The following is a 22,639-nucleotide window of genomic DNA, read 5'->3' as shown; positions in this document are numbered from 1 at the left end:
CTGATAGTTCGAGAATTTAAGCTATCGCCAAGTACTTATCGATGAAAATAGAGCCACTAGCTGTAGATTGTGGCCAAGTATCAAGTATCTTATAAGTTTTATTATTCAACCAATTATTTATTATTAGAGTATGTATGAATACACCTGTTAAATCGTCTGACACCTCGATATCTACTGACAATACGCCTAATGTTTCAATTGCCGTTATCTTCCATAGTAATTATGGGCATACCAAGCGTGTCGCTGAGGCGATAGTACAAGGTGCGCATCAGCAACTGCCAGAAGCGCAAGCCAAAGCGGTCGATGTGTATGAGGTTGATTGGGATTATTTAGATCAGGCAGATTTGCTGGTTTTCGGTAGTGCCGTATATATGGGTAGTGTGACGGCTGAATTTAAAACGTTTATGGATGAGACATCTAAGCGTTGGTATCATCGCAAATGGGAAGGTAAATGGGCAGCCGCTTTTGCCAATTCGGGCGGCCTGAGTGGTGATAAACTTGCCGTATTGCAGCAGATTTCTTTATATGCCATGCAGCATGGTATGAATTGGATTGGTCTGCCATTGATGCCGACAGGTCATGAGGCTCATGATTTGAACCGTCTCTCTAGCTTTTTAGGTCTAATGACTCAGTCACTTGATGGCCCACCTGAAGAGACACCAGGTTCTGGTGACATTGATACTGCTATTTGGTTTGGAGATCATCTGGCTAAAACGATTATTAAGCATCAACCAGCTGATACTAAGCGCTAAAAACAGCTAGAGCCAACAGAGTAATTAAACGAAAAAGCAGACATTATCGATGTCTGCTTTTTTTTGTGGAAATTTTTATTGCGCGATCAGTCAGTTAAGCCCCAAGCTCTTTTTATTGAGCAACAATTTTGGTAGGAGCAGGGTTCACGGGGATAGGGTTGTCAACAAATTGAAACGATTGACAGCCTCCTAATAGCATCGTTGCTACTAGCAAATAGGTAAGCGCTAATGACTTCATAGTAATATCTCAAAAACGATTTTGGCCCAGCGACATGTCACAACTACCCATCATCAGAAGCATAGCGGTGAAAAGTCAGGCTTATTTTCAGATATTATATATAAAATCAGCTAGCTATAGCAGTTTAAAGAGAATATATGTATTTGATGCTGTTTTTACGCACGTTATCTCGCTGTTTGTCGTACGACTTATTTAATACCTAATTTTATTTAACATATATTAAATTTAAAATATTTATAAAAACAGCATCTGATATTGAGTAGCCTGACTATGAATAAAGTCTACAAAACGTATAGCTATTTTCTTATGTTTGAGTTATCCACCAATTATTTGCCAACGGTGAGATAGTATCTATAGGCATTTTAACGGGTTGTGTTATAAATAAGAATAGTGATAATATGTTGAAAGCTGACCAAATAGTCAAGTATCCTAACGTACGAGTTTTCTAACAAAATTGTTCGATGAACGCTAATGTTTGCAACCAATTATATCTGGTATAGAGAGTGAGCTTTACCCGATTCGATCCTCTTGCATAATAAAAATGTGCTAGTAAGCAAAGCCGCACATACCTTAGCAGTGATAAAACAGTAGAGCCGTACTTAAACGGTTACAACATGATACAAACCAAGCGCTTACGTTCAGCATTTAAGCCACCAAACTCCTTAAGCATTAAGCTTATCTTTATTATTTTATTTTAGCCGAGTCTTGCTATGATTAGTTTTTACTTAAATGGGAAACGCCATGAGCTAACCCAACTTAACCCTAATACGACGGTGCTTGAGTATTTACGATTACATGAAGGCCAAACGGATACTAAGGAAGGCTGTGGTAGTGGTGATTGCGGTGCTTGTACTGTGATGGTCCAGCGTCTGCCTAATACTAGCCAGCAAGTGCTTAATACTGAAAATGGTGACGAAAAAAATACGACGCCTTCGTTCTATACGATTAACTCCTGCATTACGCTAGTGTCACTTATGGATGGTCACCATCTGATGACAGCCTCTTACTTGGCAGATAATCCTGAAAATCATCCAGACCGTGCTTTGCTGCATCCAGCGCAGCAAGCGATGGTTGACTGTCATGGGTCGCAGTGCGGTTTTTGTACGCCTGGATTTGTGATGTCACTTGCCTGCGTTTACGAAAATAACCGTATACAGGCAAGTAAAAACACAGCGAATCAGAGAGATGCCAAACAATTGAGTTATGATGAGGTGGTTGCGTCAATATCCGGCAACCTATGTCGCTGTACAGGTTATCGCCCGATTATCGAGGCAGGCCTACTGATGAGTGATATCGGTCAGCAAAGAGAAGCAGAGCAGTCAGCGGTAAAAGACCTAACTATCAGTCTAGCGACAGATGCTATGGCAAGTACAAAAGAGTCAGCAGTATCTAACAACGAGCCAACCGAATTACAAAATCAAGAGCCGAAAGCTATTGCACCTGCACTCAATGATGCTGGGCGACAGTTATATATGCCTAAAACATTAGATGAGCTGAATCAAGTATTAGCAGCCAATCCAAAAGCAACGATTTGGGCAGGCGGCACAGATTTGGGATTGAGCGTAACCCAGCATTTGGTTGATCATGAGGTTATTATTCAGCTTTCAGGTGTTGAGGCACTAAAGTCATGGTCGTTATTTGACGCAAATTCTGACTCGAACAATGCAGAAGCAGGTAACGATCAGGTCTCTAGCCAGTCACTGATGCTAGGTGCTGGTATGAGCTATCAGCAGATGTTGCCTATATTAGAGCAGTACTTTCCAAGTTTCGCGCAAGTCTTTGAGCGCATTGCTTCTCCGCAAATTCGTAATATGGGCACCATTGGCGGCAATATAGCCAACGCGTCGCCGATTGGTGACTTGCCACCGATTTTATTGGCATTAGATGCGTCAATTCATCTGCGTCATTGTGTACCTAATCGTGAAAAATCAAGTAGCGATTCAAATAATAGCGACGCTATTTATACAGATGAGATCATACCATTATCGGAATTTTTCTTAGATTATAAAAAGACCAAATTGCAAGCAGGCAGTTATGTGGTCGCTATCCATATTCCTTTGATTCATGACAATCAGCACTTATTCATTCATAAAATTAGCAAGCGCTATGAGGATGATATTTCAGCGTGTCTATTGGCTGCGCGAATTGATGTGTCAGCAGATGGCATGACAATAGAGGATGCAAAACTTGGGCTTGGCGGCATGGCGGCCATACCATTATTAGCTGTAAGGTGTCAGCAAGCGCTCATTGGACAATCGGCTGAAGTTGCAAGTTTTGAAAAGGCAGCACAAGTCTTGTCTGCAGACGTTACGCCTATGACTGATGTCAGAGCCAGCCGTGAATATCGCTCACATGTGGTACAGCGTTTACTGGTGAAGTGCGGTAAACAGTTGGTAGCAGATAGTCAAATAGAGACTACTTAACCAATAGCGTTGTTTGCTGATACTGCCTAATTCTTATATTTGCCAAAAATAAAAAAGCATCAATTAAAGAGATCCATTATGAGCCATCATTCGTCCTTATTTGACAGTTATAGTATCCGCCGCGTGCGTCCGCCAAAAAATAAAATTGGCACCTCAGCTAAGCATGATAGTGCAATCAGCCAAGTAATGGGGACGGCGACTTATGTGGATGATATTGCAAAACCACAAGGTACGCTACATCTGGCAGTGGGTAAGAGTAGCCACGCCCATGCACGTGTATTGAACATGGATTTAAGCGCTGTTAGAGATGCGGATGGGGTAGTCGATGTTTTAAGTTTTAAAGACTTACCTGCGCAGACGGATATCGGTGCGGTGTTTGATGGTGAGCCACTGATGGTGGATGAAATCACAGAGTATGTGGGACAGACGCTATTTGTGGTGGTGGCGCGCAGTCATCGTGCTGCCAAAAAAGCTGCCACTAAGGCGATGGTAGAATATGAGCCATTGCCAGCAGTACTTAGTATTGATAAAGCATTAGAGCAAGAGTTTTTTGTGCGTCCGAGTCATTTTATGAAGCGTGGGGATGCGGCGACTGCGCTTGAGAACTCGCCGATTCGCATTGAAGGTCATATTCATATGCGCGGGCAGGAGCACTTTTATCTCGAAGGCCAAGTATCTTATGTGGTGCCTTGTGACGATGGCGGGCTAGAAGTGTATACCTCTTCACAGCACCCAAGCGAAGTACAGCAACTGGTCGCTGAGGTGACCGACTTACCATTTCACGCGGTAAACACAGTTGTACGCCGTATGGGTGGCGGTTTTGGTGGTAAAGAGACACAAGCTGCTGCTTGGGCATGTCTGTGCGGTATTATCGCTAAAAAGTATAACGTCCCTGTCAGCATGCGCTTAGATCGGCAAGACGATATGGTCGTGACAGGTAAGCGTCATGAGTTTGCCAACCGCTATGAGGTTGGTTTAGACGAGTCTGGTCGTATATTAGGTGTTGATATGCAATTGGCTGGCTTGTGTGGTTACGCGCCAGATTTGTCTGACGCCATCGTCGATCGCGCGATGTTCCATTGTGACAATGCCTACTATTATCCAGCGGCCCACGTAGCAGGTCATCGCTGTAAGACACATACGGTATCCAATACTGCCTATCGAGGGTTTGGTGGTCCACAAGGTCTAATGACTGCTGAATATATGATGGATCATATTGCCTATACATTAGGGCAGGACCCGCTGCAAGTACGCTTAGCAAACTTATATCAAGATGGTCAAAGCACCCATTACGGTCAAACTATCGAGCATTTTGATTTGGCGACTATTATGGGCAAATTGGCAGACGATTGCGATTATAACAATCGTCGTCAACGAATCCTACAAGCCAACAAACAAGCTGCTGCTGAAGGCAGTGATAAACGCTTAGGTCTTGCTTTAACGCCAGTAAAATTCGGTATTTCATTTACGGTGCAAACGCTTAATCAGGCAGGTGCATTGGTACATATTTATACCGATGGTAGTATCCACCTCAATCATGGTGGTACAGAGATGGGGCAAGGGCTGTATATCAAAATCGCCCAGATTGTCGCCAATGAATTTGATGTGGATCTGGATACGGTAAAAGTATCAGCGACGCGCACAGACAAAGTGCCTAACACTTCACCAACTGCCGCGTCATCAGGTACAGATATCAATGGCAAAGCGGCACAGAACGCTTGCTTAAGTATCAAAGCGCGCATCGTTGAGTTTGCGGCTGAGCATTTCGACGTGGCGCAAGAAGACATACGTTTTGAAAATAACCATGTCTACATCGGTGATAAAGAAACGCTGACCTTTGCGGAAATGATTCAACTGTCATACCAGAACCGTATCAGCTTGTCTTCTACTGGCTACTACAAAACGCCAAAAATATTTTATGATCGCTCTAAAGCATGGGGACGTCCATTCTTTTACTATGCATTAGGTGCTGCCTGTGCTGAGGTTGAGATTGATACGTTGACAGGTGAGTACAAAGTATTGCGCTGTGATGTGCTACATGATGCAGGGCAGTCAATTAATCCGGCTATTGATATCGGTCAGATTGAAGGTGGTTTTGTGCAAGGTATGGGTTGGCTCACGGCAGAAGAGTTGATCTGGAATGATAAAGGTAAGCTCGCCTCTGATAGCCCTGCCAATTATAAAATTCCAACTGCGCATGACTTGCCTAAACAGTGGAATGTCAAATTGTACGATCGCAAAAACGAAGAACAAACCATTTATAACTCTAAAGCCGTGGGTGAGCCGCCGTTTATGCTAGCAGCCAGCGTTTGGTGTGCTCTCAACAATGCGATCGCCAGCCTTGGTGATTATAAAAAGAATCCAGAACTGACCATGCCTGCGACGCCAGAAGCTGTGCTAAAAGCTGTAATGCATATGCAAGGTACCTCATGGGATCTAGAGACAAAAGCAGACAAGGATACGGTTGATAGCCTTGTCGAAGGTGTAGAAGAAAATGATACTCTCTACAATGACAAAGTAATGCCGCAAGACGTGCGCCATGCTAAAGATATCGACCCAAAAGAAGTAGAAGGTAAACAGACCGATGAGCAGCCAGATGCGATAGAGCACCCAAATGTAGCAGGGGTAAGAGGTCCTGCACACAGTGAGTGATTTATTAGCACCACCAGTTGTTTGGTATGAAGGTCTAGCGCGATATCAGCAGCGAGGTATCGCTCATGTGTTGGCAACGGTCGTAGCTGTGAATGGGTCTGCTCCTCGAGCGCTACAGGCGAAGATGATCGTTACGCAAGATAGTATCGTGGATACGTTGGGCGGCGGCGGTTTAGAGCACGACGTTATCAATACGGCACGGCAGCTATTGAATGGTGAAATTGCAGCAACTGTCTCAAAAGAAGTTAAACCAAAAGTTTCTGAAATTGATGGCGACAGCACGGCAGCATCCTCTAAAGCGGTGCGCCGTGATGCGGTCTATACCAAGCACTACCCGCTAGGCGCAAAATTGGCACAGTGCTGCGGCGGTAGCGTCACTGTTATGTTCGAGTGCTTTAATGTAACACCGCCGATGTCAGTACTGGTATTTGGGGCAGGACATGTGGCCTCAGCACTCATGACTATTCTTGCTGAGCTGCCATGTCAGGTAGATTGGGTAGACAGTCGTCCAGAGATGTTTGAGCGTTATTTAGTTGATGAATCTAATACTAAGCAATCCAAACGTTATAATTTGCCAGCGCATATTCGTCCGCGTATCGATGATGAGCCTGTAGATTTTGTGCGCCCATTTATCGAGCAAGGTGGTCAGCGCTTTATTCTGGTTATGACTCATGACCATAGTGTGGATTTTGAGTTAGTGCGAGCGGCATTAGATACTATTTCTGATAGCAGCTCAGCTGATGATAAGTGCTCAGATGTCACAGCACCTTACGTAGGTTGCATTGCCTCGGCAACTAAAGCCAAGCGTTTTAGAGATCGTTTGGTTCAGCGTGACTACAATGACCAACTGGTGAGTCAGTTGGTCATGCCAATTGGATTACCAATTGGCGGAAAAGAGCCAATGGCGGTGGCGGTTTCTATCGTGGCGCAGCTCTTACAGCAATACCATCAGGCTACTTCTTGAGCGGCTCACTTCATATAAATTTTATACTTTTCATTAAATCATTAAATCGCTCAGTACTATCAAGCCATTATGGAATCTACAAATGACCATACATATCTATCAAGCACGACTGCTGCATTATCTGACCGAAAGTGATCGTACTGAGCGCGCGACTTCCAACGTATCTGATACCAGTCATTATAATCATTCAAAAACGTCGATGATTGATCAAAACACGATATTACTACCAGTGATTGAAGGTGTAGGGGTCTATCCTGAATATATCGCTGATGGTGCGCTTGTCGTAGATGATATGACAGGGTGCGTCGTAGAGTATGGTCATAGCGAAACTATCTTATCTACGTATGCTAATGCAGAGGGCAAGCCAGCAGTTAAAGTGCATGACTATCGCGACAAACTCATTATGCCGGGTTTTATCGATACCCATGTGCACTATCCACAAATCGATATGATTGCCGCTTATGGTGAGCAACTGCTCGACTGGCTCAACAACTATACCTTTGTGACCGAAGCCAATTTTGCTGATCCAAAAGTAGCGCACGATACGGCGCAGTTTTTTTTAAACCAACTGCTAGCTAATGGTACGACAAGTGCCATGGTGTTTTCTACCAGTCATCCGTTATCGGCAGACGCGTTTTTTACGGAAAGTCATAAGCTAAATACCCGTATGATCACGGGCAATGTGCTGATGGACCAAAATGCACCTGCACAGCTGTGCGTGCCTGCTGAACAAAGTATTCGGGATACCCAAAATATCATTGATAACTGGCATGAGCGAGGACGTCAACATGTTGCCATCACGCCGCGTTTTGCTATTACCTCGACACCCAAGCAACTACAAATGGCAGGTGAGCTGTATGCCAGTTATGAGAGTATTTATTTGCAGACGCATCTAGCAGAAAATCGTGATGAGATTGCCTTTGTAAAACAGCTTTATCCCAATCATAAAGGCTACTTGGATGTCTATGATGATATGGGACTGCTAGGTCGTCGTACGACTTTGGCGCATGGAATCTATCTTGAGACATCAGAGTACGAGCGCCTACGTGCGACTGGTACACAGATATCACATTGTCCAACCTCTAATCTGTTTTTGGGTAGTGGATTGTTCGATTTACCCAAGACGTTAAGTTATACCGGTGTCAGTATCGCGACTGATGTCGGGGCAGGGACGAGTCTATCAATGCTGACGACTCTGTCAGAAGCCTATAAAATCCAACAACTGCAAAACAATCAGCTATCTGCTCATCAAGGGCTATACCAAATTACGTTGGGTAATGCACAGTCGCTCTTATTGGACAATAAAATTGGTAACTTTATGTCAAATAAAGAAGCAGATTTTGTGGTCATCGATATGGAGGCAACTGAATTGCTTGAGCGACGCATGGCGCAGACTAAAACACTTGAAGAGCAGCTGTTTGTATTGATGATGCTGGGCGATGACAGAGTCATTAATCAAACAGTCATCGCAGGTGTGAGCCGCTACCGCAAATCTGTTTTAACAGCATAAATAGGCAAATCTATCAGTGCGGTAATTACATCAACTACACCAATAGCAAGTGACGCTTCTTTTAGATATAAATGAACCTCTGTTTCTATCCAATAGGAACAGAGGTTTTTATTGCTAGTGTCTGTTACATATTAAAAATGGAATTTTACCAATGCACTAGGAGAGTTTTGATTTACGCCATCAACACCGTATTTATTTTTCCAATAACTATACTCCATACCGACCTCTAAACGGTTATCAATACCGAGTACTTCTTGTAAGTTGTATTTAATTTGTGGGTTGATATGAGTATTATCTTCAATATCATCGTTATTAAATGAATAGTCAATAAAGCCATCTACTACGAAATTATTGCGCTCCCAACCATAGGTTAAGCTGATTTGTTGATCATCGTCAGTATTATCATTAAAGGCGTGATATAGAGTAGCCGACGCAAATTTCGTCCCTGGAATAGGTACATTCAGATCGGCACCAATACCAACCAGATAATTGTCTTGGTCAAAGCCAGTACTGTTTGAGCCAAATTCATAAGTAGCAGCTAAATTAACTTGCTTAATAAAGCTGTTGTCAAAAGTTGCCATTTTGAGTGTAGGAGACAGCTCGCCGTAAGTTTCTCTAAATCTATTGTTTTCAATATCATTAGCACCTTGGTTACGATCGACGAAGAAGAACACACCGCCCCAGTCGTGCGCAGACACATGTTCTAATGTAGCGGTCGTCAGTTCTCCGTCTTCTACGAGTTCATAATCACTGCCATAAAGCACGGAAATACTTGTGTCAGTAAAAAAACGTCTCAGCATGGATACTAGACATGCTACCGAAAGCGGCGATAGCAACTGTCATCACTGACAACGGTTTGAGGAAGGCTTGCTTTCGGCTAGGTGAGTTAGAGAGTAGGCTGGTTCGTAAATCAAAATGCAAAATGTGACTCCTTCATATACCATTGAATCTGAATGATTTTAAATGCCTCTTTGTAATAAGCATGCCATTAGTCAGTTCTATTTTTTGAGTAGACATTGACGAATAGCGTTTTTGTACTTACTACTAAATAGTATTCAATAATCGTGCCACGAACCTACAAAAGCTATGCTCTCTAGCATTTACTGGTTTTCACTATGATTGATGTATAAAATAGGCAAAATACTCCCTAAATCTGCTCAAATCTTACGCCTAATTTCCTTAACTCTGAGGGTATGCAAAAGACAGTGCTAACAAATGAGCGAATGAGTCGTAAAAGCACCAAAATAGACATCTGTATGCCCCAACTTGGGTTGTATAACAGTATCTTTTAATCAATATAAATCGGGCTTAGAAGTTCAGTCATTATAAAAAAGCCAGCTAATTCTTATTAGCTGGCTTTAAGTTCGTATAATAGACTTTAATGCAACGGGTTAGCTGCTTTCTTCTTCTAATTTAATAAACACATCCCAGGCTGTGATATCTATCTCATGGCAATTATTTCCTTCGCCATTGATACGATCAATCACCAAAAAGTCACTATCGCACCCAAGTGCTAACAGTGGATGGTGCCAAACGTTGGCATCATACTGTACGCCTTGATGAGACGTAGCATAAAATACGGCTAGATCGTCAGCAGACTGTGGGGGGGTACCAGCTTTCGCAACGACAACGATATAGTCCTGACCTTCCATCGACACAAACGCCTGTGTCCCAAGCGGATGGTACTCCATGACGGAGAGGGCGATAGGATTATTACGTTTTTTGGCTCGAAAAATACTCATACCGACTGAGCCACCATCAAGCTTGCTTTCGGCAAGTGCATGATGGCGAACCGCGTAGCCATTATTGATCTCATAAGTATTGTCAGCGGTTTGCTCAGAGGCATCATACCGCTCGATGACCGAGCCATATGGTGCAAAATTGGCCTTGGTCAAGGGCGTAGCCGTTAGGATGACACTCATTATTTTGCCTCTTCAGTGTCAGTATCAACCTCAGCTACTTTGCCATACACGCGTACACGGCTGATACCGCCATCTGGGAAGATATTGACTCGAATATGAGTAATGGGTTTATCAAGTTGAAGCTTGTCTTTACTAAAGTGATGAACGTCATCAGCATTGGTCTTTTGCGGCTCAAGTAAGGTATCCCAAAACATACTCTGAGTCACTAAAGTTTGCTCTGGCGTATTTGGTGAATAGACGGCTTGAATAGAGACTTTATCAGGATAATTGCCTTTGAAATGAGCAGTATCTATCTCGATAGAATCAACGATACCTGCTTGGCCTAGCGCAATAATGCTCCAATCGTTACCTGGCTCACGGCGACGACGAGTCTCCCAACCATCGCCCATATTAGGCGCTTTAGTCGGTAGCAGTAAATTACTAGCAGCACCGAAATGCGCATCGTTACTAGCAATCGCACGGCCACCGTTTAATGCGCCTGCTAAATCTAGCATCTCGCCCTGTTTGTTCAGACTAGCATCAAGTTGAATATCACCATAGACACGTAATCGGGCAACGCCGCCATCTGGATAAATATTCAAACGAATATGGGTTACCGTTTGCTCATTATCAATTTCGATCAGCTCATGATTGTGACCCTGTAGCGGAGTCATACCCACTAGCGCCTGCCAGTTTTTACCATCCCAGTCTTCTTTGTTTAGAGTAGAAAGCTCAGCTTCATTTTGCTGCAGCAGCTCGGGCGCGTATAATGCGTCGACACTGGCAGAAGAGGGGAAATTGCCCGTAAAGTGACTGGTATCAATATCGAGACCGGCTATTTTGGTTGGGCGTGCAAGTTGGATAACCAAGTAATCGTAACCCAAATGACGCTTACGACGTGTTTCCCAACCGTCCATCCATTTACCATTGTTGTCAAATTTACCCACGACAAAAATAGGCGCATCAGGATTTAGAATACGGCTTTTATCTGCAAAAAAATCATCGGTAGCGAATAGTGATTTTGCCCCCAAGCGACTGTCAGCGACGTTTGATTTTTTGGTAAATGCTGGCAGGGTATCAGGTAGATTATTTGCTGAGATAATTTGCCCAACTTCTGAAGTATTTTGACTCACAATGATTCCTTTTTTAGTGATAGTGTTTGTTAATAACGTATGGCTTATTTTATTTATGAATCCATACTAATTAGCATTCGCTCAGCTAAGTAGAATGAGTATAAAGACGATACATCATCTTACATCCAGTTAGCAGTGTTGTCTAACGTAGCAGGGTGGTTTTCGTACCAGTGCTTGGCGATATCGTCACGGCGGCATATCCATACATCAGGCTTACTGGTGATATATTGCAAAAATTGCTTTAGCGCTTTGATACGTCCTGCGCGCCCGATAATGCGGCAATGCAAGCCGATGGTCAGCATTTTAGGAGTATGCGCGCCTTCTTCGTATAAGGTGTCAAAACTGTCTTTGAGATATTGATAAAACGGTTCAGCATGGGTGAACCCCGGGCTAGAAGAAAAACGCATGTCATTGGTCTCTAAACTATAAGGTATGACTAAATGCGGTTTGCGCGTGATCATATTGCCATCTTGGACTTTTACATTGAGCCAATATGGTAATTCATCACCATACGAGTCAGAGTCATAAGCATATCCACCTTGTTCAGCGACCAGTTCACGAGTATTTGGACTATCACGTCCTGTATACCAACCAAGAGGTTGTCCGCCTAGCATACGTTTAAATATTTGAGTGGCACAGCGAATATGTTCGCGCTCCGTCTCACGGTACATATCCTGATAGGTGATCCAGCGTAGACCATGACTGGCAATCTCATGACCGTCTTCTAATACACGTTCGATGATATGCGGTGTTTTTTCAGCAGCGGCAGCACAAGTAAACGTGGTGATGGGAACACCGTACTCTTTAAAGATATCTAGTACACGCCACACGCCAACACGGCTACCGTACTCAAAAGCAGACTCAATAGATTGGTGACGGTTGTTAAATTCTGGTGTGCCTAAAATATCAGATAAGAAACGCTCTGATTGTCCATCACCATGAATGACGCTATTTTCTGCACCTTCTTCAATGTTCAATACAAACTGTACAGCGATTTTTGCGCCACCTGGCCAGTTCGCTTTTGGTGGGTTGCCAGCATAGCCTTTTAGGTCGCGCGGGTACGTACTGATATCAAAATCGCTGGTAATTTTTTTACTCATTATTTATGTTCCTATATCGCTTAGAGCCTTAAATATTCATATGAATATTACTCATAAATGACAGTTATTTTCTAATCGCCAATTAAAGTGCTGATGCATAAGCTACCAGCTGTTGGCGTTCTGCGTCCGACAACTGAGTAATATTACCAAGCGGCATATAGCCAGTCTGTACGGCAGTGACGATTTTAGCTTTATGTATTTTTAGGTCTTCTGGCGTCTGTAAAATGATACCTGCTGGCGGCGCGGCAAAGCCTTGTTGTGTTGGCTGAACCGCATGGCAAGTGCTACAGCGCGTATGCACGACATCCATCATGGCGTCATCTGCTGACGCGCTCACAGGTAAGGCGTCGGTAGTAGCCGCATTATTACTAACACTGTTATTAGCACTATCATTAGAATTGCTATTAGCATTAGCAGTGGTGTCAGTACTTGAGTCGGTAGACGCGCTTGTAGCTGGTGGTGTGCTCTCAGTCGTGGTAGTTGCTCCTGAAGCAGTAGCAGGCATTGCAGGCACTGGTTCAATTGGCTCAGGACGCATCCAAATAATCAATAATACAGTTAATACGGCTGGAATAACCAAGTAGCGTGGTTTTTTATGACCTAAGTGCTTTTGGTTAAAGTAATGACGTACAGTCGCAGTGATAATACCGACGAAGACCAATACCAACCAACCTTTCTCATGAGCATACATCATTGGGTAATGGTTGCTGATCATAGTAAAGATGAGCGGAAGAGTAAAATAGTTATTCATCAATGAGCGGTTCTTGGCTTGTAATGCCAATTCAGCCACTTCCTTGCCTGGTTTTTCGCCGCGCCGTACACAGTCAACGAGTGCGCGCTGAGCTGGCATAATACCGAAGAATACATTACCCACCATCACCGTGCCTAAGATAGCACCGATATGAATGAATGAAGCACGATCACTAAATAGCTGGTAAGAGCCCCAGCTCGCGATGACCAGTAAGATAAAAATCAGCGTACTAAAGATAAAAGCATTTTTACCCAAGTGACTGCGTACGATAACTTCATAAATAAAGTAACTGCCGAACAAGAAAAGCAAGCTGGTGGCAATGGCACCAATACTGGTAAAAGGTACTTTGCTTGGGTCGATCAGATAGGCAGTTGCATTGGCATAATAGACGATAGACATCATCGCCGCACCCGTCAGCCAAGTAGTATAAGCTTCCCACTTAAACCAATGTAGCGTCTTTGGCATCTCCTCTGGCTCTAGCTTGTATTTGGCAATTTCATAAAACCCACCACCATGGACAGCCCAAAGATCGCCTGATATGCCTTTGTCTGTTTTCCACTGTGGCGGCTTGCGTAGGCTTAGATCCAACCACACAAAATAAAATGATGCACCAATCCATGCTACCCCAGCGATAACATGAAACCAGCGGAAAAATAAACTTAACCATTCGAGAAGATAGGCGCCCATGTAATAAATGTCCTTTAATGTGACAATGTCTTAATAAAATGTCTTGGTAATTTCTTTTGATAGTATTTCTTGAAAACTAATAACAAAGCAGAGAGCTAAACAGCCCCAAACTTACGATCCGCGATAAGTGCTATAACCATGTGCGCTAAGTAGGAGCGGCACGTGATAATGACTGGCATCATTTACCACAAAGTCGATAACCACTTGCGGATAGAATGCTGTCAGCTGCTGATTATCAAAATAAGACTGAGTATCGAACGTCACGGTATAGCGACCAACATTCAGCTGACGCTCTGTGCTATCGATGGCTGTATCGAACTGCCAAGCGTCTGGTGTGACGCGGCCATCACTATTGGTCGTCCCATGTGCCAATAGCTTGCTAACACCGTTGTCTTGTACTCGGTGTAAGGTAACGGCGATATCAGCGGCAGGTTTACCAAGATGAGTGTCTAAGATATGTGATGATAGGGTGGCAGACATAATGCTTCCTTTGAATTTGTGAAAAATATAAATCGAGTCAAAATACTAGTCTAACTCTGCGACTATTATTTAATCGTCTAAGCACTACCTAGCAGTTTGTTTAAACGCAAACGCGTGATTTTATTTTGCTCAGTAGCTGCATTTGCTAGTTCAGTGACACGATCATTAGGTAGGCGCGCTAATAGCAGGTCGAGCATTTGCTGTGCGCTTTTACCTGTCGCAAAGACAATAAAAATAAAACCAAATTTATCTAGATAATCTTGATTGCCTCTGGCAAGTGCTTCGAGGACCTCATCTGCTGCATCGTTAGCGCCTGATTGTTCATGTGCAGCGCTACTTTGTGTGTTGCGATACTTTTCTTTTAGTGATGCCACATTGCCGATTTGTGGATGCCCATCAAAGGCTTCTAATAAGTTAGCCTCGTCATTTTGTACTTTGTGCCAGATAGCGTCGCTACTTTTTAGTAGTGCATCCAAGTCTGCAAAGGGGCGGGCGTTAGCAAGATTTTGTGCCCATTGGGTACTGGTGCAGCAGGTCAACAGCTGGGTGATGGCTTCTTCTTGAGATAGAGTGTTGAATTGCGCTAAGGTTAAGCTCACAATGACATCCTTTTCTGATATGGCAGCCCATTATTTGCATTGGGCGATAAGTATTTGATAGAGGTTTATACCTTACGATTATTTGCATAAACCTCTAAGTATGGGCAGCAATCTTGATAAGTAAAGGTTGCTTCGGTGCTTTGGCTTATTTGATTAAGCTAACAGCTATTAATTTGCTTAAAACTAAGAGCTGATAGTCTATGTGTTCGTAGTCAGACCGAATTAGTATTTGTATACGCTTTGCATAACTCTAGATTATAGTGAACTGACAATATGAAACAGATTTGCTAAGGAAACACTGATATTTTAGCCGTCCAAAACGTCTGACAAGAAATGATTAATGACGGCGTGCTTGATTTGCAGTTCCCATTTTGCTAAAACCTGACTAATTGGTCAACTGTTTTGTGCGAAATATTTTTATTTAACAGGTTATGCTGATCAAACCTATGTATTTATATAAGAATACACAGCGAAATATAGTGACTATTTTGTCGAACCTACCCCTTAGAGTAAGATACCACTGCTATGACTCAAAACCATCAAAAGGAAGATACCCTAGTGACTGATACACCCTCGCACCGTAGCCAACAAGCCATTCGCGCACAGAATCAAGCGCTTATCTTAGCGGCAGCTGAAGAAGAGTTCGTGCTCCAAAGCTATCGCGGCGCTACGATGCAGGGCATTGCCGACAGAGCAGGCTTACCTAAAGCCAATGTTCACTATTACTTTAAAAACAAAAAGAATCTCTATATGGCAGTGCTGCGTTCTATCATTCAAGAATGGAACGAAGGCTTGGTAACCATGACAGTAGATAGCGATCCAAAAACAGTCATCGAAAAATTTGTCCGCACCAAGCTGCATCAAGCTTTTGTCAATCCAAGTCGTCATAAACTGTTTGCCATTGAAGTTATCGGCGGTGCACCGCATTTACATGAATTTATGTCCACAACGATGAAGGAATGGGTACACGATAAAGCAAAGGTAATGAAAGAGTGGCATAAGCAAGGCAAAATTGGGATTACGGATCCTCTACAGCTACTGATTTTGATTTGGGCGACTACCCAGCGTTATGCTGAATTTGAGATTGAAATCGTTGGATTAATGGACAAGACCGCTTATGACGCAGAAGACGAAGCCCGTGCGGCAGACTTTCTAGTGCCTTTTATTCTAAAAGGCTGTGGCCTTGAATGATGACAAGGTACCTAGTTGACAAGGCGCCTATTTAATAAGCGAGGTGCATAGACTGTTCCTACCTGTGCATCTATCGCACCTCATTTATGGCTAAATCCTTCGATATACTCAGCCTTAGCTTGCGCTTAGTATTAAGCCACTTCTTGCGTTGATTCTAAGCCGTCTTCAGCATGCTTCGCTTTGGTATCGAACTCAGCGCCGTAATTTTTGGGTAAAATCATATCAAGCGTGATTGCCACAATCCCTGCCATCGTTACCGCTGAACCAAAGATATTCTGAAAAAACTGCGGCGTTTGAGACAGCACGTCAGGAACAAAGGCGATACCCGTTGCCAGACCTAGTGAGGTGGCAATGATTAAGACGTTACGATGAGTAAACTGTACGGTAGATAAAATACGAATACCAGCAGTTGCTACAGTCGCAAACATCAATAGCGTCACGCCACCAACGACAGGCTTAGGTAATTGCGTAAAAACAGCACCAAGAACAGGGAACAGTCCCATCAGGCAGAGAAGACCACCAACATAGAATCCCACGTAGCGACTAGCAATCCCCGTCATTTGGATTACACCGTTGTTTTGGCTAAAAGTAGTCACAGGGAAGGTGTTAAATACTGCAGCAATCAGAGAGTTAACACCATCTCCTAGTACACCACCTTTGATCCGCTTTTCATAGACAGGGCCTTTGATCGGTTCACCCGATATCATTGAGGTAGCCGTCAAATCGCCTGAGGTTTCAATACTGGTAATGATGTACATAAAGGCAATAGGAATAAAAGCTTGCCAATCAAAGCCAAAGCCATACTTAAAAGGAATCGGCACCGTAAAAAAAGCCGCTTCAGAAACCAACGAAAAGTCGATACGTCCCATAAGTACGGCAACGACAAGACCAAACATCAAACCAATAAAGATAGCGCTTGAGCGAATAACTTTATTATTGATAATACTGATAAGTATGACACTGACCAGCACACTACCGCCTAACAATAAATTTGGAATACTACCAAAATCTTCAGCACCAAATCCGCCAGCTAAGTCAGTCAAACCTACCTTAGTTAATGACAAACCAATCGTGACAATCACGCAGCCTGTAACAATTGGGCTCATAAAAGATTTGAGTTTGGTAATAAACTGACTTAAAAATATCTCAACAAATGCTCCGAGAAATGAAACGCCAAAGATAACGGATAAGATCTCCTCAGGACTACCACCGCGGTTTTTTACCACAAAACCTGCCGTCAGTACAGCTGCTAAGAACCCAAAGCTAGTGCCTTGCAGTGCCATTAGGCCAGAGCCAACAGGGCCTACTTTACGAGTCTGAATAAAGGTTGCAACGCCAGATACTATCAATGACATACTGAGAAGATAGGGAATATGCTCGCCTAAACCTAATGTGCCACCTATGATAAGAGAAGGGGTGATGATACCTACAAATGCTGCAAGTACGTGCTGTATAGCACCTAAAAATGCTTTGATGGGGGTGGGACGGTCGTGCAGTCTATACAGTAAATCGGTATTCTCTGGAACGTTTTCACTCATGGTGGTTTCCTCCTAAAATAACTGCTTAGCACCCGTTTAACTGTAGATATCAGACAATGTGGTAAATCACGAGATAAAGGTTTTAACTCCACCCTTGACTTGCTGTTTTATCGATGTAGACAATAGAGGGTAAGCATCCGTCTGTAAGATGAACAATAAAATAGCTAATATATGTTGGCTAATTTTTGTACAACCTGACCAATTAGTCAGGTCTATTTAGGGTATAGGTAAAATACAAGACATTGCAATGTTTTTTTTGGTACTAGTGAGTTTACAGGTTTGTTACGAGGTAGGAAGGATTAAGTAACATTGAATGGTCAAAAACGAAAGGAGTCGCATATTGAAAGTGAATCAGCGTCAAGCTGTACTATTACTTTAATCGTTATTTTTTATCATAAAAAAGCCCCAATCATAATGAATATGATTGGGGCTTTCTAACGTTTGTTTAACAGTTGATACCTGTTGCATGACATCCAAGATGGCTACGTTAATAGATGACAGATTATTTGGGGCTTGATGACCATACTGGTGAGCGAATAACGCCTTGTCCTGACTTACCAAACGCCTCGCCACCATTGAGAGACTTGATGGTCAGCACGCCTTTGCCGCCTTGAGTCGATGCGTAGACGACGCGTTTACCGTTTGGCGAGAAGCTTGGTGCTTCGTCGATACCCGTATTACCAAGATTGGTAGTGACCGCGCCATTACTATTCATAATAGCCGCTGAGCGCCCACTCAAAAAGGCAATTTGTGTACCGTCACTGCTAAATTGCGGACTGGTTGCATAACCCCCGTTTGATACTTTAGTGATGCTTCCTGAGCCAAACTCGTAGCGATAAACTTGCGGCTTGTTAAAGCCAGTCTTATCACTGACAAACACGAAAGATTTACCGTCTGGTGCATAGCTTGGCTGTACTTCACTACTTGGTAAATTGGTGAGTTTTCTAGGCGTGCCGCCGCTAGCGCTCATCTCATAGATATCCGCACTGCCTTCAAAACTACTAGAGAATAGTATTTTGCTACCATCAGGGGAGAATGAAGGACTTAAATTACTACCTGAAAAAGGCGTTAGGGCAGTTGCGCCGCCGCCATTGACGTTTTGCACGTAGATAACAGGATATGATTTTTCACGTTGTACTGAATAGGCGATACGGTTGCCATCAGGCGACCATGCTGGTGAAAAAATAGAGCCAGCCACTTCAGTAATGGTTCTCGCGTTTTCGCCATCAGCATCCATCACCTTGAGACGAGAGATTTTTTGCTTGCCAGTCCCTGATTCCTCAATGTAAGCAATACGCCCTGAGAAATCTCCTGGAGTATCAGTAATTAGCTCGTATACTTTGTCGGCGATAACATGACCAGCATAACGCATACTCTCTCTATTATTGTCAGCGGTTAGGCTTTGCTTACCTTGTATCACACGACCAGATTTGACATCGATGACTTCATAATCGGTGATTATCTTGCCACGATTGGTACGCGTACTACCGACGACCAGATACGGTATACCCATGCTTTGCCAAACAGGTAAGGTACCTGTCAGCTCTTTACTACTATGTGGCTGCTGCGGCAGATCTTGATTGGTTACTTTAAGCTCTGTTTTACTCAAGTCATTTAATATAATCGGTGATAACACAGAGTCACCTGCAAACGATACAAATGCGACTTGGTTTTGTTGAACAGGAATCTCATAGTCCAGCTCTAATACAACAGGTGCTGCAAGTACGCTTTGCGACGCTATTAATGCTGAAGTGCTGGCGAGTAATGAGACTAGTAACTTGTTATGGGTACGCATGAGTAAATCGAGCTCCTAAAATTAGTATGATATTCATTTTTTTATTTAATGAGACAGGCATCTAGATGAGCAGCAACCTATGCGAGACAAGCCGCCTAATGTTACGTTACCAATCTTACAAAGACCTAGCAACTGATTAATTACTGCCTTTAAACTGTATGGTAAAAGTCGGGTATTTAGAGTCATCAGCATCAATCGGGAGACTACCAATATTGAGTACTGCTTGTCTTGCCGCTTCGTTGACCGTACTATCAGGTCCGGAAACTGTCACGTTGACTACATCGCCATTGGCATTGACAGTGATAGTCAAGGTTGCGCGTTGGGTAGAGCCTCGCGCGGCGGTAGGTGGCGTATAGTTGCGTTTGATTAAATTGATGATTTCACTGTTGCTAGTACCACGACTGTCGCTCGATGCAGAGCGATTACTGCCTTTGGATATACTAGAGGTTGGTGTGTCGCCAGAGATAGTTGACTGACCATCTGACAGGCTAAAGGTTTTCCCTGCGTTACCAGAGCCGTCGGTATCAATCTCTATGTTACGATCGCTAGCAGTGGGACGTCTTATCTTTGGTGAATTGTTTTGCTTTTGACGAAACTCTCCCAGCCTTTTTTGTTCTTCTACGAGCTGATCACGTTTGCTTTGATCGATTTGGTCAAGCTCTTCCATAGCTGACTCATCTAATTGTGCTGCCCACTCAGCCATTTTGCGTTCATATTCTTGATTTTGTTCAAGCAGACGTTTTTGATGGTCTTCGCTCATCAGTATGGGTTGACCAGCTGGCTCCTCAGTTTGTGTAAATACAGGCACACGTTGAGAGGTTGTCTGGCTTGTAGTTTGCGTACTAACACTAGATACCTGTGGCTGGGCATTACTAGACGAGTCGCTAGTGCTACTATTCATTGGCATCGTATTGGCTGCTGCACGGCTGGCCAATATTTGTCCTTGCATTTCAGCAAGTTGCTCAGGAGATACCATGACCGTTTCAATACTACCAGCAGTCTCAACTTCAGTGGTTTGATAGTTGTAAACCAATATACCGATAATAAGACCATGCGCCAGAAAGCTGAGCAACGTAGGTAATGTGAGCCCATTGCTTTCTGGTTCGGTAGGTACATAGACGGCAGGAGCATTATGCATGGTAAGGATACTCATGAACGTGGTGTGTCGGATTGACTACTAGTATTAGTTATTATTATTTGAAGGGTGTCTCAAGGGACGCTCATCACTACAAGGAAGGTGTAGGTAGAGGCGCACCGGTCAGTAACCCTACTTTTTCAATACCTGCTTGTTGCAAGGTTGCCATGAGTGTCATGATGGCACCGTACTGATTGTTTTGATCCGCATTGATCATCACCTGTACTGGCTCAGCATTATTATTGTCGCTTTGAGACTGTAGGTTAGATAATGTATTAATCAGCTCAGGCTCATTTACTGGCACGTCGACATTGCTTTCATAGCTTATAAAGATATCACCTTTGTCGGTCAAAGAAACAATCACAGGTAGTTGGCTTTGACTGATGGTATTGGTTTGCTCTTTTGGTAGGTCGACATCGACACCTGTAATCAGCATCGGCGCTGTCACCATAAATATCACCAATAATACAAGCATAACGTCAATATAAGGAACGACGTTCATTTCCGCATTGAGCGCTTTTTTTTCACGGCCGTAGGGGTTTGGTTTCATAGCCCTGTCACCTGACCTGCAGTAACTTGGGTTTCTTTACTCATAGGCGTTTGCACGCTGGTCTCACGCTGTAACATGCCTGTCATTTCATCACAAAATAAGGCACGTGAGTCATATAACTGGCTCGATTTTGCTGTGAAATGATTGTATGCCAATACCGCAGGGATAGCCGCAAACAACCCCATAGCTGTAGCAATTAGGGCTTCAGCGATACCGGGCGCTACCGAGGCGAGGGTAGCTTGCTCAGTTTGAGACAGTCCCAAAAAAGCATTCATGATGCCCCATACTGTACCGAACAGTCCAATATATGGTGCAACGGAGCCAATGCTGGCTAGCGTCGTCAGCCCTGACTCTAGCAATTGCTGCTGGCGTCCTAGACCGACGCGTAACTTGCGTTCAACACCATCGATAATGTCGTCTTTAGGTTGACGCTTTTTATGCATTCTCAGGTATTCTGAAAAGCCTACATAAAAAATCTGCTCAAGTCCCTGGCGATCAGGAGAGCCTTGGATGCCTTGATATAGTTTAGCCAAGTCTTCGCCTGACCAAAACCAAGTCTCAAATTGTTGATCAAAGTTTTTGGCTGTACCAAGTCGCGCACTCATGCGAAAGATCATAACCCAGCTGAGCAAAGAGGCTAATAACAATAGTACCATCACAATCTGCACCAGTAGACTGGCTTGGGTAATAAGATCGACAATATTTAATGATTCAGGCATGTAATGGACTCACGGATAATTGATAACAGCTGGCTGGAATAGTGTCGTCCAAACCAGACAACCTTTAAACAAACACTGTTTATTTTTTAATACGTAGTAGATTTCTTCACCAGAAATTTGTAACTGTGTTGAGAAAAAAGCTTCAACAATAAGTATCGCCATATAGGCATCGGTATAATAGCCCCCTAGTTTACTTCTAAATGAGAAAAAGGTCATTATTAATGTGTTAAAGGACTATTTAGTTGGGCTGCTATTGGTTAAGTCAGTAGTTAGTTGAATAACATGAATAATGACAGAGCAAATAGTTATTGCCTAAAATTTATGACTCAAACCGAATACCATCTCAATAATGAGTAGAAAATAGTTTTTTGAATAGCCTAAAGCAATACGACTATATATGGCTTTATATCGTTTTTCTATGCTGTCGTTTCACAGCTTCTCGAAATTCAGCTTTGTACGAGATAGACATTATCAATGATTGAGTTTGTAAGATAACTCGTCTAATATGTTACGCTTTGTTA

The 22,639-nt window shown here is 43.3% G+C and carries 19 protein-coding genes; 6 read left to right on the top strand and 13 right to left on the bottom strand.

The features are described from left to right. Window positions 1-134 precede the first annotated feature (134 nt). The 5 genes from ACT3QQ_RS07220 to guaD all read left to right on the top strand — a co-directional run bounded on the left by ACT3QQ_RS07220 (window position 135) and on the right by guaD (window position 8,539). Window positions 135-752, top strand: a complete 618-nt coding sequence (locus ACT3QQ_RS07220; protein WP_444522022.1) for a flavodoxin family protein — start codon at window positions 135-137, stop codon at window positions 750-752. A 948-nt stretch (window positions 753-1,700) separates the two neighbouring features. Further along, window positions 1,701-3,413 (top strand): xanthine dehydrogenase small subunit, encoded by a 1,713-nt coding sequence (locus tag ACT3QQ_RS07215; RefSeq protein WP_444527464.1) that lies wholly within the window; start codon window positions 1,701-1,703, stop codon window positions 3,411-3,413. A gap of 78 nt (window positions 3,414-3,491) precedes the next feature. Next, complete coding sequence (xdhB, locus tag ACT3QQ_RS07210; protein ID WP_444527463.1) at window positions 3,492-6,065, top strand: xanthine dehydrogenase molybdopterin binding subunit; 2,574 nt, start codon at window positions 3,492-3,494, stop codon at window positions 6,063-6,065. Next, entirely contained in the window at window positions 6,058-7,029 is a 972-nt protein-coding gene (locus tag ACT3QQ_RS07205; RefSeq protein ID WP_444527462.1) for an XdhC family protein, read from the top strand. The genes xdhB and ACT3QQ_RS07205 overlap by 8 nt, the downstream gene beginning before the upstream one ends. 82 nt (window positions 7,030-7,111) lie before the next feature. After that, window positions 7,112-8,539, top strand: a complete 1,428-nt coding sequence (gene guaD / locus ACT3QQ_RS07200; protein WP_444527461.1) for a guanine deaminase — start codon at window positions 7,112-7,114, stop codon at window positions 8,537-8,539. A gap of 131 nt (window positions 8,540-8,670) precedes the next feature. Here the strand turns inward: guaD and ACT3QQ_RS07195 are convergent, their stop codons facing one another. The 8 genes from ACT3QQ_RS07195 to uraD all read right to left on the bottom strand — a co-directional run bounded on the left by ACT3QQ_RS07195 (window position 8,671) and on the right by uraD (window position 15,190). Continuing rightward, window positions 8,671-9,303 carry a DUF5020 family protein gene (locus tag ACT3QQ_RS07195; protein WP_444527460.1) on the bottom strand — a complete coding sequence of 211 codons (633 nt, stop codon included), beginning with the start codon at window positions 9,301-9,303 and terminating at the stop codon, window positions 8,671-8,673. Window positions 9,304-9,316: 13 nt separating this feature from the next. Beyond that, window positions 9,317-9,460 (bottom strand): hypothetical protein, encoded by a 144-nt coding sequence (locus tag ACT3QQ_RS07190; RefSeq protein ID WP_444527459.1) that lies wholly within the window; start codon window positions 9,458-9,460, stop codon window positions 9,317-9,319. Between the two features lie 470 nt (window positions 9,461-9,930). After that, complete coding sequence (locus tag ACT3QQ_RS07185) at window positions 9,931-10,461, bottom strand: ureidoglycolate lyase (protein ID WP_444527458.1); 531 nt, start codon at window positions 10,459-10,461, stop codon at window positions 9,931-9,933. Beyond that, complete coding sequence (gene alc, locus ACT3QQ_RS07180) at window positions 10,461-11,543, bottom strand: allantoicase (RefSeq protein WP_444527468.1); 1,083 nt, start codon at window positions 11,541-11,543, stop codon at window positions 10,461-10,463. Before alc ends, ACT3QQ_RS07185 begins: the two co-directional genes overlap by 1 nt. 149 nt (window positions 11,544-11,692) lie before the next feature. Then, complete coding sequence (puuE, locus tag ACT3QQ_RS07175; RefSeq protein WP_444519692.1) at window positions 11,693-12,673, bottom strand: allantoinase PuuE; 981 nt, start codon at window positions 12,671-12,673, stop codon at window positions 11,693-11,695. An 82-nt stretch (window positions 12,674-12,755) separates the two neighbouring features. Continuing rightward, the gene (locus ACT3QQ_RS07170; protein ID WP_444527457.1) at window positions 12,756-14,111 is read right to left on the bottom strand and encodes a urate hydroxylase PuuD; all 1,356 of its coding nucleotides are present in this window, start codon (window positions 14,109-14,111) and stop codon (window positions 12,756-12,758) included. Window positions 14,112-14,222: 111 nt separating this feature from the next. Then, window positions 14,223-14,591 carry a hydroxyisourate hydrolase gene (uraH, locus tag ACT3QQ_RS07165; protein ID WP_444527456.1) on the bottom strand — a complete coding sequence of 123 codons (369 nt, stop codon included), beginning with the start codon at window positions 14,589-14,591 and terminating at the stop codon, window positions 14,223-14,225. 77 nt (window positions 14,592-14,668) lie between these two features. After that, window positions 14,669-15,190 carry a 2-oxo-4-hydroxy-4-carboxy-5-ureidoimidazoline decarboxylase gene (gene uraD, locus ACT3QQ_RS07160; RefSeq protein ID WP_444519695.1) on the bottom strand — a complete coding sequence of 174 codons (522 nt, stop codon included), beginning with the start codon at window positions 15,188-15,190 and terminating at the stop codon, window positions 14,669-14,671. Window positions 15,191-15,715: 525 nt separating this feature from the next. Between uraD and ACT3QQ_RS07155 the strand changes: the two genes are divergently transcribed. Continuing rightward, entirely contained in the window at window positions 15,716-16,381 is a 666-nt protein-coding gene (locus ACT3QQ_RS07155) for a TetR/AcrR family transcriptional regulator (RefSeq protein WP_444527455.1), read from the top strand. Between the two features lie 131 nt (window positions 16,382-16,512). Here the strand turns inward: ACT3QQ_RS07155 and ACT3QQ_RS07150 are convergent, their stop codons facing one another. The 5 genes from ACT3QQ_RS07150 to tolQ form a co-directional block, all read right to left on the bottom strand. Then, window positions 16,513-17,919: a nucleobase:cation symporter-2 family protein gene (locus tag ACT3QQ_RS07150; RefSeq protein ID WP_444527454.1), complete on the bottom strand. Its 1,407-nt coding sequence runs from the start codon at window positions 17,917-17,919 to the stop codon at window positions 16,513-16,515. Window positions 17,920-18,421: 502 nt separating this feature from the next. Further along, window positions 18,422-19,714 carry a translocation protein TolB gene (locus ACT3QQ_RS07145; RefSeq protein ID WP_444527453.1) on the bottom strand — a complete coding sequence of 431 codons (1,293 nt, stop codon included), beginning with the start codon at window positions 19,712-19,714 and terminating at the stop codon, window positions 18,422-18,424. Window positions 19,715-19,850: 136 nt separating this feature from the next. Then, window positions 19,851-20,852, bottom strand: coding sequence for a cell envelope integrity protein TolA (locus tag ACT3QQ_RS07140; protein WP_444527452.1), 1,002 nt, complete (start codon window positions 20,850-20,852; stop codon window positions 19,851-19,853). Between the two features lie 88 nt (window positions 20,853-20,940). Then, window positions 20,941-21,399: a protein TolR gene (gene tolR, locus ACT3QQ_RS07135; RefSeq protein ID WP_444527451.1), complete on the bottom strand. Its 459-nt coding sequence runs from the start codon at window positions 21,397-21,399 to the stop codon at window positions 20,941-20,943. After that, entirely contained in the window at window positions 21,396-22,118 is a 723-nt protein-coding gene (tolQ, locus tag ACT3QQ_RS07130; protein ID WP_444527450.1) for a protein TolQ, read from the bottom strand. Before tolQ ends, tolR begins: the two co-directional genes overlap by 4 nt. Window positions 22,119-22,639: the final 521 nt, after the last annotated feature.

Origin of the sequence: Psychrobacter sp. AOP7-A1-24 (assembly GCF_052376235.1) — a bacterium.
GTDB lineage: Bacteria > Pseudomonadota > Gammaproteobacteria > Pseudomonadales > Moraxellaceae > Psychrobacter.
Note: the sequence above shows the minus strand (reverse complement) of the source record. Positions and strands in the feature narration are given on the sequence as shown.